The sequence below is a fragment of the Kocuria cellulosilytica genome (genome assembly GCF_040981245.1).
GTDB classification, from domain to species: domain Bacteria; phylum Actinomycetota; class Actinomycetes; order Actinomycetales; family Micrococcaceae; genus Kocuria; species Kocuria cellulosilytica.
This window is the reverse complement of sequence record NZ_JAVFWZ010000002.1, coordinates 455,627-467,364: the sequence shown is the minus strand read 5'-3', so window position 1 is coordinate 467,364 and position 11,738 is coordinate 455,627. Positions and strand designations below refer to the sequence as shown.

At 75.9% G+C, this 11,738-nt stretch carries 8 protein-coding genes; 3 read left to right on the top strand and 5 right to left on the bottom strand.

The window, feature by feature from the left end:
• The first annotated feature begins 170 nt into the window (after nucleotides 1-170).
• Entirely contained in the window at nucleotides 171-533 is a 363-nt protein-coding gene (locus RCG67_RS04730; RefSeq protein WP_368825055.1) for a hypothetical protein, read from the top strand.
• 112 nt (nucleotides 534-645) lie between these two features.
• The gene (locus RCG67_RS04725; protein ID WP_368825054.1) at nucleotides 646-1,749 is read left to right on the top strand and encodes a pyridoxal-phosphate-dependent aminotransferase family protein; all 1,104 of its coding nucleotides are present in this window, start codon (nucleotides 646-648) and stop codon (nucleotides 1,747-1,749) included.
• A 116-nt stretch (nucleotides 1,750-1,865) separates the two neighbouring features.
• Here RCG67_RS04725 and RCG67_RS04720 read toward each other — a convergent pair whose 3' ends face one another.
• Nucleotides 1,866-2,117 carry a DUF6458 family protein gene (locus RCG67_RS04720; protein ID WP_368825053.1) on the bottom strand — a complete coding sequence of 84 codons (252 nt, stop codon included), beginning with the start codon at nucleotides 2,115-2,117 and terminating at the stop codon, nucleotides 1,866-1,868.
• Between the two features lie 498 nt (nucleotides 2,118-2,615).
• Between RCG67_RS04720 and RCG67_RS04715 the strand changes: the two genes are divergently transcribed.
• Nucleotides 2,616-3,176 (top strand): hypothetical protein, encoded by a 561-nt coding sequence (locus RCG67_RS04715; protein ID WP_368825052.1) that lies wholly within the window; start codon nucleotides 2,616-2,618, stop codon nucleotides 3,174-3,176.
• A 70-nt stretch (nucleotides 3,177-3,246) separates the two neighbouring features.
• On the opposite strand, the gene RCG67_RS04710 is transcribed toward RCG67_RS04715, so the two are convergent.
• The 4 genes from RCG67_RS04710 to RCG67_RS04695 form a co-directional block, all read right to left on the bottom strand.
• A complete protein-coding gene (locus RCG67_RS04710) occupies nucleotides 3,247-4,827 on the bottom strand; it encodes a stealth family protein (protein ID WP_438612638.1) in 1,581 nt (526 codons plus the stop codon).
• A 76-nt stretch (nucleotides 4,828-4,903) separates the two neighbouring features.
• Complete coding sequence (locus tag RCG67_RS04705) at nucleotides 4,904-5,746, bottom strand: DNA-formamidopyrimidine glycosylase family protein (protein ID WP_368825051.1); 843 nt, start codon at nucleotides 5,744-5,746, stop codon at nucleotides 4,904-4,906.
• A 27-nt stretch (nucleotides 5,747-5,773) separates the two neighbouring features.
• Complete coding sequence (locus RCG67_RS04700) at nucleotides 5,774-10,876, bottom strand: Lhr family ATP-dependent helicase (RefSeq protein WP_368825050.1); 5,103 nt, start codon at nucleotides 10,874-10,876, stop codon at nucleotides 5,774-5,776.
• Complete coding sequence (locus RCG67_RS04695) at nucleotides 10,866-11,687, bottom strand: DUF4232 domain-containing protein (protein ID WP_368825049.1); 822 nt, start codon at nucleotides 11,685-11,687, stop codon at nucleotides 10,866-10,868. Before RCG67_RS04695 ends, RCG67_RS04700 begins: the two co-directional genes overlap by 11 nt.
• Nucleotides 11,688-11,738 lie beyond the last annotated feature (51 nt).

Here is an 11,738-nt window from a genome sequence, read left to right as displayed (position 1 = left end):
CGCGACCGGGGCCTGCCCGGCAGGGTGCGGGCCCGGGCGTGCTGCGGCCGGTCGCTAGAGTGGAGCTCACCCACCCGCCCCACCGGGACCGCACCCCACCGGGCCCGGCCCGGGCGCCGGTGCCGCACCGGCGACCCGGGCCCCGAACTCCCCAGGAGGGCACTCCTCCCATGGCCGACCTGCTCGACTTCAACCACGGAGGCGCCACGCATCCCGGCGCGCGCGCCGCCGTCCATCCCGGCGCGGACTCGGGCGAGCACGTGGTGCTGTACACCGTGGTCGCCGAGACGGACGAGCACATCGTCCTCGACGACGGCTTCACCTACGACAAGCGCACCGGCGTGGTCCAGGGCCCCGCCGGGCGCCCCACGCTCCAGAACCGCATGACGGCCACCGAGGGCAGCGCGATGTTCGCGTCCTGGTCCCCCATCGCCGATCAGCCCCGCCGCCCGCTCCCGGACGGCGCCCCCGGTCCGCAGGGCGCCCCGGAGCGCCGCCTCAGGACGATGCTCCGCCGCCTCGGCCGCCGGTGACATCGGCAACCCGCGGCGGCGGACGGAGGGGCAGTGCGCTGACGGCGTGCGGCCCCGGCAGGCCATAGGCTGGACGGCGGACCTGTCCACCCGTTCCCCTGAGGAGTGCACCGTGCCCCTGATCCAGCGACACCTGTTCGGCCCCGGCCCGTCCAACCCCTACCCGGAGGCCACCGCGGCGCTGGGCCACCCGCTGCTCGGCCACCTGGATCCCGCCTTCCTCGACATCATGGACAGCGCCTGCGACGGCCTGCGCACGGTCTGGGGCACCGACAACCGGCGCACCCTGCCGCTGAGCGCCACGGGCTCCGCCGGCATGGAGGCGGCGTTCGTCAACACGGTGGCGGAGGGCGACGTCGTCGTCGTCGCCGTCAACGGGCTGTTCGGCGAGCGGATGTGCGACGTCGCGGCCCGCTGCGGCGCCGAGGTGGTGCGCGTGGACTTCCCCTACGGGGAGCCGATCGACCCGCAGCGCGTCGCGGAGGCGCACCCGTCCCCCAAGATCATCGCGGCGGTGCACGCGGAGACCTCCACGGGCGTGCGCTCCGACATCGCCGCGCTGGGCGCGCTTAAGGGCGACGCCCTGCTGCTCGTGGACGCGGTCACGTCGATCGGCGGCATCGAGCTGCGCGCGGACGACTGGGGCGTGGACCTCGGCTACGCGGGCACCCAGAAGTGCCTGGGGGTCGCCCCGGGGCTGGCGCCGTTCACGATCTCGGACGCCGCGTTCGAGCGCCGGGTGCAGCACCCCCGCTCCTGGTACCTCGACCTCGGCATGCTCGGCGGCTACGTGGGCGAGGCCCAGGGCGGCGCCCGCACCTACCACCACACCGCGCCGACGGCGATGATCGCGTCCCTGGACGCCGCGCTGCGCCGGATCGCCGAGGAGGGTCTGGAGAACGTCTGGGCCCGCCACCAGGCCGCCGGGGACGCGCTCCAGGCGGGGCTGCAGGACATGGGTCTGGAGCTGTTCGCCGCCGAGGGGCACCGCCTGCCGGAGCTGACCACGGTCAAGGTTCCCGAGGGCGTCGACTCCGCCTGGGTGCGGTCCTACCTGCTGGAGCACTTCTCCGTGGAGATCGGGGCGGGCGTCAAGGAGTACGCGAACACGGTGTGGCGGATCGGCCTGATGGGCCCCAACGCCCACGCCGGATCGGTGGCCCTCGTCCTGGGCGCCCTGCAGGAGGCGCTGCGGAAGGCCCCCGCACTGGTCTGAGCCGTCCCTCCGCCGTGGTGCGCTGCGCGCACCGGTCCCGCCCGCCCGCACCGTGCGGGCGGGACGGGCGGGCGCGCGGGGCATGCGGGCGCACCGGGCAAGTGCTGCGGGAGTCCTCAGCCGAGGTCGGTCTCGGAGCGCTCGATGCGCTCCCCGGTGCCGGGATCCGCCACGGTGCTGCGGGTGGAGCGGCGCCGGGACGGCACGGCGGCGGCGATCAGGACCAGCGCGAGGTAGGCGACGCCGACCCAGAAGATGATCTGGCCGGCCAGTGCGAGGTTGACCGGGCCCACGACGGACGGCAGCGCCAGCCAGAGGATCAGGCCGACGGCGATGGTGATCAGGGGGCCGGCAGGGTTGAGTCGCATGGCGGGGTCCTCTCGGGAGGGCGGACGGAGCACGAACGCATTAAGTAAAGCAAATCAATGCTCAGTCATGGGGAACGCGCCCAGCCGGGGCGGGGAGCACGTCCGGCGGGACACGGCACTGCCCGCCGTCCCCGACGCGCGAAGTCATGTTCGGTCGCGGCCGCGCTCGTTCCCCGCGGCACCCCGGCGCCCCGCGTGCCTCGTTCCGGCGTCCCGCCCGCGGGACCGCCCCGGCACGGCGCGGGACCGGCCCGGGAGCGTGCCGCCGAAGAGCTCTCTGACCAGGGGCGACTCCCGGGCCGAGCCCGGACGGGCCCGGACCGGGCTCGGCGCGGTCCCTTGGCGGGCACGGGCCCGGCCCGGTGCCCGCGGCGCCGGGAACGCGGCCACGGGGCGGCCCGGCACGCCGCTGCCCGCCGCTGCGCCGGACTGCTGGCCGGACCCGTGCGGCTCTGCTTCTATTGAGGAACGTGGGGGCCTACCGAGGAGGAACATCCGATGGAAACCTGGATCTGGATCGTGCTGGCCGTGGTCGTGCTGGCTGTGGTGCTCCTGGCCGTGCTGGCCGGGAGCCGCAAGAAGAAGGAGCGCGACGCCGCCCAACGGCGGGAGAACCAGGAGCGCGCCGCCGAGCTGCGCTCCCGCAGCGAGGAGGAGGACCTCTCGGCCCGTGAGCGCAAGGCGGACGCCGACGCGGCCCGTGCCGAGGCCGAGCGGGCCCGGATCGAGGCCGACCGCCTCGAGCAGGACGCCCAGCGGCGGGCCGAGGACGCCGAGAAGGTGCGCCAGGAGGCGGAGACCCACCGCCGGGACGCCGCGGCGCTTTCCCCGGACGGGGACGACTCCACGGCCGGTGCCACCCCGCGGGGCCGCCACGAGGACGGCACCGGCCACGAACGGGACACCCGTTCCGACGACGCCCCCTGGCAGGACGGCGACGCCGGACCGGACACGCGCTCCCGGGGCGACGGTGATCTCCGGTCCGACGGCGACGCCGGACCCGACCCGCGGACCCGGGGCGACGGCGAGCCCGGGCCCGGGGACCGGCCGCGCGCCTGAGCCCCGGTGACGCCCGCGGCCGGTGCCGGGATCCCGGCACCGGCCGCGGGGGGCCCGGACGCTCCTGCGGTCACTTCTCCCAGGGAGCCTTGATGGGGTAGTAGCGCTCGAGGAAATCCGTCATCCGCTCGGCGCGCTCGGGTGCGGGCACCTCCGGGAAGCTGCCGTCGTTGAGGCAGAACATGTCCAGGTTGCGCCGGCCGAGCAGCTTCTCCATCTGCTGCAGCCCGGAGCGCGTGGTGGTGTCCACGTACTGGGTGCGGGCCGTCTCCTGGGTCACGGCCCGGCCGGTCAGCAGCGCGTAGTAGTGGTAGAGCGAGTTCGTGACCGAGATGTTGTCCGCCGCCCGGAAGCGGCTGGCCGCGGTGCGGGCGAACTCGGCGGGGAACTCCCGCTCCATCTCGGCCACCACGCTGCGCCGCAGGGGCGCGGCGCAGTGCTGCAGGTGGCGGGTGGTGATCCGGCCGAAGCGCTCCCACAGGAGCCGGCGGTTGACGCGGGCGGCGTTCTCGAAGCCCGAGCGCTCGGCGGAGTTCTCGCCCAGGCCGATGCGGGTCTCGTTCTCCACGAACTTCGTGATCCCCCCGGGCGAGAAGAACAGCGCCGGGCCGATCGGGCGGCCGAAGAACATGTCGTCGTTGGAGTACAGGTAGTGCTCCGAGAGCCCCTCGATGTGGTGCAGCTGCGCCTCCACCGCCTGGGAGTTGTAGATCGGCAGGGCCGAGGTGTCCGCGAAGAACTCCTCGCTGCGCACGACCCGCACGCGCGGGTGCTCGGCCAGCCACGCCGGCGGCCGGGAGTCGGTGGCGATGTAGATGTTGCGCACCCAGGGGGCGAACATGTGCACCGAGCGCAGGGCGTACTTCAGCTCGTCGACCTGCCGGAACCGGGCCTCGTGCGCGTCGCCCTCGCCCACCACGGCGTCGGCCATGTACGAGGCCCGGACCCTGCGGTACTCCTCGTCGGAGCCGTCCACCCACGAGAAGATCATGTCGACCGCGAAGTCGATGTCGATGGCGTGGTCGGCGAACATGTTCTCGATCGTGGGCCAGGTGAGACCGAAGCGCTCCACGGTGCCGCGCACGGCCTCGGCCACCGGGACGGTGCGCCGGGTCAGCGAGTTCTCGATGGGCAGCCGGATCTCGTCCTCCCCGAACTCCCAGAGCTCCACCTGCACGCCCGTGCCCGCGCCGTAGTAGAGCCGGGCCTCCGCGGAGTAGTGGGGCCGGAACAGCCGCAGCACCCGGGCGTTGCGGCGGGAGGACAGCTCGCCGTCGGCCAGCAGCTGCACGGTCTTCTTCTTGGTGTCCATCGGCTTGACGTAGTAGGGCTCGCCCACGGCCGCGTCCACCAGGGCCTGCCGGAGCCGGGGCCGGTCCTTGAGGTCCACCGCGATGACGGGGCGCTCGTCGTTGCCCCGCACCAGCAGGTAGTCGACTCCCGCGGAGTCCAGGACCCCGCGCAGGAAGAGCAGGTTCTGGACCATGACGTCGTGCGGGGTCTGGTCCGTGATCCGCAGGGCGAAGCGGTCCTTGTAGCGGACGACGTCCTCGCGCTGGTCCAGGGCAGCGGCGGAGGCACGGGACGCGGAGCGGAACTCCTCGCCGTCCGCGCCGTCCTCGGGTGCCGCGAAGTACTCTGCGCCGAGCAGGGTCGTGTTGATGGTGCCTCCTCATGGTGTCGGGCCGCTGGGGCGGCGATCTCATGATAAGCCGCGACGGCCGGACTCAGGAGGAGAGGGGCTGGCAGCGCTCGCAGAACCACACCGCCCGGTCCCGCGGCGGCCCGGGGTGCGGCTCGCCGGGCACCAGCTCGGCGTCGTCGATCCGCGCCTCCCGGACCGGGGCCCCGCACCGGCGGCACGGCTGCCGACCGCGGCCGTAGACCCAGAACTGCTCGCCCCGGCGGGCCGGACCCCCCACCGTGGAGCGCTGCGAGCGGTCCCGGTTCACGTGCAGTAGCCGGTGGGCGAGGTCCACGACCGCGCCGAGGTCCGGGACCGCGGCCACCGGGGTGAAGGGGTGCAGCCGCTGGAGGAACAGGATCTCGTTGCGGTAGACGTTGCCGATGCCGGCGAGGTTGCGCTGGTCCATCAGCGCGGCCCCCACGTGCCGCCGCGGGTGCAGGGCCAGCCGGGCCAGGGCCTCGGCCCGGTCCCAGTCGGGACCCAGCAGGTCCGGGCCGAGGTGGCCCACGAGCTCGTCCTCGTCGGCCGTGGCCACGAGGTCCAGCATGCCGAGGTCGAAGCCGACGGCCTGCGCGGCCGCGTTCTCGAGCACCGCCCGGGCCTGGTGGCCGGGGCGCCGCCACCGGGCGCCCCGCGGGTAGACGTGCCACATGCCCTCCATGAGCAGGTGGGAGTGCAGGGTGAGCGGGGGCAGCCCGTCGGGCCCGCCGTCGGTGCGGACCAGCAGGTGCTTGCCCCGCGGCAGCACCTCGGTCACGGTGCGCCCCGAGAGGTCCGCGGTGGCGATCGACGGGAACCGGAGGTCGCTGCGGGTCAGGACCTTCCCGGCCAGGGCGCGGCGCAGCAGGACGGCCTGGCGGTGGACGGTGTCACCCTCGGGCACGGCCGCCCCCGGTGCTCGGGTCCGCGCTCATCGGCGCATCCTCAGTCCGCGCGGCGTCGAGTAGAACCCGCCGGCCAGCAGGGACTCCCGCACCGCGGTCTCGACGGGGCCGTGCCCCAGGACCCCGGCGCCGTTGACCTTCTCGACGGTCAGCTTGTCCACCGCGCCCCGGCGGACGGTCTCGGCCACGGCGGGCCCGGCGGCGGCCAGGGCGGCCGCGTCGTCGGTGAACGCGAGGACGGTCCGCCCGCCGCGCTCCACGTACAGGACGAGGGCGCCGTCCACGAGCACGACGACGGCGCCCGCCTTGCGCCCGGGCCGGTGCCGCCCCGCGGGCGCGTCCCCGCCGTCCGGCGCGGGGACGGACACGGGCTCCGGCCACTCGAGCGCGGCCCCGTAGGGGTTGGCGGGGTCGGTGGCGGCCAGTGCCAGCGCCACGGGCTCCTCGGCGCGGACCTGGTCGTCGGTGCTGAACGTCCGGAGGTGGTCCACCGTGGCGGCCTGCGCGAACTGGGCGGCGCCCAGGCCCTCGATGAAGTAGCCGCGGCGGGCCCGGCCCGTGTCCTCGAGCGTGGAGAGCACCTTGTAGACGGTGGCGAAGCCGCCGGGGAGCTCCTCGACCGCCACGGGGCCCTTGGTCACCACGCCGTAGCGGTCCATGAGCAGCTCCGCGGTGGCCGACGCCCGCAGCGTGGGGTCGAGGGGTTCGGGGCGCAGCATCGACCAGCGCCCGGCCACGAGCGGGGAGTCGTGGCGCTCCAGGGTGGCCGCCCGCGCCGGGGCCCGCAGCGCCCCGCCGATCCCCGGGCGGGAGGCCGCGCCGGGCCGCAGCCGGGCGGCGCCCCGGCGGGACGTGGTGCGTCCCCGCGGGGCCTGGGCCCGGTGCCGGTGGGCGGCCTGCCCGCCGGAGAGCAGGGAGCGCACCGGCAGGAAGGTGTCGTTGGTGATCAGCCCGGACCAGACGAGGTTCCACAGCGCGGTGGTCAGCTCGGCGGCGGGAACGGGCTCCCCGGCGGCGTCGAGCAGGCCCAGCAGCTGCGGGAAGAACCACGCGCCGCCGGGGGCCAGGACGTCGAGGACACGCCGCTCCAGCGTGGAGTCCAGGGCTCCGGCCGCGACCGCGAGGGTCTCGGCCGGGGGCAGGGTGAGCTGGGCGGCCTCGCTCAGGTGCAGCGACACCCACCCGTCGTCGCCCGCCAGGGACCCGGCCCCGGACCAGAGGATCTCCCCGGTGGCGGTCAGCTCGTCCAGCAGCTCGGGGCGGTAGTCGGCCACCCGGGCCGCGAGCACCAGCGGCTCCCAGGCCGAGGCGGGGACGGCGACGCCCGCGAGCTGGTCCACCACCGTCAGCACCCCGTCCTCGCCGCGCAGCTGGTGGCCCCGGCCCACGTGCTGCCAGGCCGGCAGGAACCGGGCGTAGACCTGCCCGGAGACGGGCTCCACGTCCCGGCGCAGCGCGGCCAGCGAGCGGCGCCGGATCCGGCGCAGCACCTCCGCCTCGCACCACTCGGAGGCCGCCGGGCCGGCCCCGCCGCCGTCGGGGCGCACCGGCCGGAACTCGCCCTCGACCACGCGCCGGTCCGCGGCCAGCCGCTCCAGGGTGGTGCGCACCACGGCCGGGCCCAGTCCGAGCCGCGCCGCGGCCTCGTCCACGGTGAAGGGCCCGTGGGTGCGGGCGTAGCGGGAGACGAGGTCGGCCAGCGGGTCCTCGACCGGTTCCACGAAGGCCAGCGGCACCCCCATGGGCAGGGGCACGCCGAGGGCGTCGCGCAGCCGGGAGGCGTCCTCGATCGCGGCCCAGTGCTCGACGCCGCGCAGGTGCACCCGCAGCGCGCGGTTGGCGGCCACGAGCTGGTCGAGCCACGCGGCGGCGACGTCCTCGGGGCACGCGGCCTCCGGGTCCCCGGGGTCCTGGAGCCGGCGGACGGCCTCGGCGGTGGTGAGCGGGCCGAGCAGGCGCAGCAGGTCCGCCGCGCCCTCGAGCCCGCGCAGCCGGCGGTCCGGGGCCAGGCGCTGCAGCTCCGCCTCCGTGCGCTCGATGACGTCCGGGTCCAGCAGCTCCCGCAGCTCGGCGCGGCCCAGGAGCTCGTTGAGCAGGGCGGCGTCGAGGGAGAGCACGGCGGCCTTGCGCTCGGCGAGCGGGGAGTCCCCCTCGTAGAGGAACTGGGCCACGTAGCCGAAGAGCAGGGTGCGGGCGAAGGGCGAGGGCTGCTCCGTGGTGGTCTCGACCACCCGGATCGCGCGCCGCTCGACCGCCCGGTGGAGCTCCTTGAGCGCGGGCAGGTCGTAGACGTCCTGGAGGCACTCGCGGATCGTCTCCAGGATGATCGGGAACTGCGGGTACTTCCGGGCCACGTCCAGCAGCTGCGCCGAGCGCTGGCGCTGCTGCCACAGCGGGGAGCGCCGGCCGGGGTCGCGGCGCGGCAGCAGCAGGGCCCGGGCGGCGCACTCCCGGAACCGGGACGCGAACAGCGCCGAGCCGCCCACCTCCTCGGTGACGATCTGGTCGAGCTCGTCGGCGTCGAAGAGGAACAGCTCGGCTCCGGGGGGCTCGTCCTCCATGGCCGGCACGCGCAGCACGATGCCGTCGTCGGCGGCCTGCGCGGAGCCGTCGAGCCCGTACCGCTCGTGCAGCCGGGCCCCCACGGCCAGCGCCCACGGGGCGTGCACGGGCATCCCGAACGGCGAGTGCAGGACCACGCGCCAGTCCCCGAGCTCGTCGTGGAAGCGCTCGACGACGAACAGCCGGTCCGACGGGACCTGCCCCACGGCCTCCTTCTGCTCGCCCACGTAGGCGAGCAGGTTGTCGGCCGCCCACTCGTCGAGCCCGGCCGCGCGCAGCCGGGCCCGGGCGTCCGGCTCGGCGGCCCCGGCGATCTCACGGTTGAACCGGCCCACCGCGCGGCCCAGCTCCACGGGCCGGCCGGGGCCGTCGCCGTGCCAGAACGGGAGCTTGCCCGGCACGCCCGGGGCGGGGGAGACGATGACGCGGTCGTGGGTGATCTCCTCGATCCGCCAGCTGGAGGCGCCCAGGGCGATCACGTCCCCCACGCGCGACTCGTAGACCATCTCCTCGTCGAGCTCGCCCACCCGCTTGGAGTTCTTCCCGTCCTGCTCGCCCACGAGGTAGACCGCGAACAGCCCGCGGTCCGGGATCGTGCCGCCGGAGGTCACGGCCAGGCGCTGCGCCCCGGGCCGGCCCTCGATGGTGCCGGTCTCCCGGTCCCACACGATCCGCGGGCGCAGCTCGGCGAACTCGTCGGACGGATAGCGGCCCGCGAGCAGGTCCAGGGTGGCGTCGTAGGCGGAGCGGGGCAGGGTCTGGAACGGGCAGGACCGGCGGACGGTGTCGAACCACTCCTCGACGTCGACCGGCCCCAGCGCGGTCGCCGCGACGGTCTGCTGGGCCAGCACGTCCAGAGGGTTGAGCGGCACCGCGAGCGGCTCGATCCGGCCCTGCAGCATCCGCTCCACGGTGACCGCGGCGTCCAGCAGGTCCCCGCGGTGCTTCGGGTAGAACCAGCCGCGGGAGACCTCGCCCACCTGGTGCCCGGCGCGGCCCACGCGCTGCAGGCCCGAGGCCGCCGAGGGCGGTGCCTCGATCTGGACCACCAGGTCCACCGCGCCCATGTCGATGCCCAGCTCGAGGGAGGACGTGGCCACCACGCAGCGCAGCCGTCCCGTCTTGAGGTCGTCCTCGATGACGGCCCGCTGGTCCTTGGAGACCGATCCGTGGTGGGCGCGGGCCAGCACGGGCGCCGCGCCCTCGTAGCGGCCGGTCTGCCGGCGCAGGTCCGCGGGCTCGGGGGCGGCCGCCCCGCCGGCCGCGGCCGCCTCCGGCCCGGCCAGGGCGGAGCGCAGCACGTCCCCGACCTGCCGGGGCCCGGGCGCCCCGCCGTCGTCGTGGGGGCCGGCGCCGTCCCGGCCCGTGCCGCCGCTGTTCGGGGCGGCGCCGTCCCGGGCGCCGCCGTCCGGCTCCGCGTGCGCCACCCGGAACGCGTAGATCTCGTTGAGCCGTGCCGTGAGCTTCTCGGCCAGGCCGCGGGAGTTGGCGAACACGATGGTCGACCGGTTCTCGAGCACGAGGTCCACGACCCGCTCCTCGACGTGGGGCCAGATCGACGCCGTGGTCGTGGGGGCGAGGGCGTCGAGGTCGTCGTCGCCGAAGGCGGAGCCCGCCAGCGACGGGGAGGCGCTGGGCCCGCCGAGCACCGTCATGTCCGGAATGGGCACCGAGACCGTGAGGTCCCACGTCTTCTCCGCCCGGGGCGCGACGACGGTGACCGGTTCCCGCCCGCCCAGGAACCGGGCGACCGTCTCGATCGGCTCGACGGTCGCGGACAGCCCGATGCGCTGCACCGGCTGCGCCAGCAGGGCGTCCAGCCGTTCGAGCGTGAGCGCCAGGTGCGCCCCCCGCTTGGTGCCCGCCACGGCGTGCACCTCGTCCACGATCACCGTCTGCACGTCCGTGAGGGTCTCGCGCGCCTTGGAGGTCAGCATCAGGTACAGCGACTCGGGGGTGGTGATGAGGATGTCCGGGGGGTTCGTGAGCAGGGCCCGGCGGATCGCCTGGGGCGTGTCCCCGGAGCGGACGCCCACGCTGATCTCCGGCGGCTCGACCCCGGCGTGCCGCGCCGTCTGCGAGATGCCGATCAGGGGGGCCCGCAGGTTGCGCTCCACGTCCACGCCCAGGGCCTTGAGCGGGGAGATGTAGAGGACCCGGGTTCCGCGCCGCTCGCCCGCAGCGCCCGCGGACCGGGCCTTGGCCCGCAGGGTCCGGCCGCCGGCCGCCGCGGCATCCGCGGCGCCGCCCGCTGTGCCGGCCGCACTGCCCTCGGCCGTTGTGCGCTCGGCCGTTGTGCGCTCGGCCGTTGCACGGGCGGCTGCTGCACCGGCGGCCGGGGCCGCGGCGCCGGGAGCCGCGGCGGCCTCGGCCACGAACCGGTCCAGCGCCCACAGGAACGCGGCCAGGGTCTTGCCGGAGCCGGTGGGCGCCACGATCAGGGCGTGGTGCCGCGCAGCGATCGCCCGCCACGCGCCCTCCTGGGCGGCGGTGGGCGCGGCGAACGCACCCGAGAACCAGGCCCGGGTGTGCTCGGTGAACAGGCTCAGGGCTGGGTCAGGCGCCAAAGCCCTGGATCTCGAGCTGGTGGATCTGCGGATCGGCGCAGGCCTCCACGGGGAAGGGGATCACGACGGACTCCGTGTTCTCGGGCGGGTAGACGCGCAGCCCGGTGGCGGACCGGGCGTCGCAGGACTGGTGGTTGGCGGCCTGGCCCACGCGCAGGCCGGCGACGGCGGACTCCCCGGGCGCCAGGACCCGGCCGGTGCCGGGAACGGTGGCATCCCGCACCGCGGGGGAGCCGATCATCGTGCCGGCGGCGTCGACGAAGGAGACGCCCGCGTAGCCGGCCAGCGTGCACGGGCCGGCGCCCGCGTTGCTGAGGACGAGGTCCACGTGGACGGAGCCGGCGGCGCCTCCCACCGGGGTGGCCGCGGCCTCGAGCTGGGACGTGGCGCACAGCGGGGCGCCGCCCCCGGTGCGCGCGCCCGCCGCGCGGCCGGCAGCCGGGCCGCCGTCGGCCGTGCCGTTCTCCGCGCCGGCGCCGGCCGGCACGCCACCGTCCGCGCCGGGACCCTGGGCCGGATCGCCCGCCACCGGGGCCTCCGCCGGTCCGGCGGTGGACCGGTCACCGGGCTGCTCGCCGTCCTGCTCGGCCGGCTCGCCCGCCCGTTCCCCTGCCGGCTGCGCGGCGTCCTCCGTGACGTCCCTCGTGCTGTCCCCCGCCCCGGTCGCCGGGGCGGTCCCGGACGGCGCCTCCGCGGAGGGGGCCGCACCGGCCCGGTCCGGTGCCCCGCCCGCGCAGGCGGTCAGGGCCAGGGCGGAGACGAGGGCGAGAGCGCCCAGGACGGGGCGGGGAGCGGGGAAGAGCGAAGACATGGGGGATATCCTCCTCGTGCGGACGTCGTGGCGTGCCACGCCCCGGGAAGC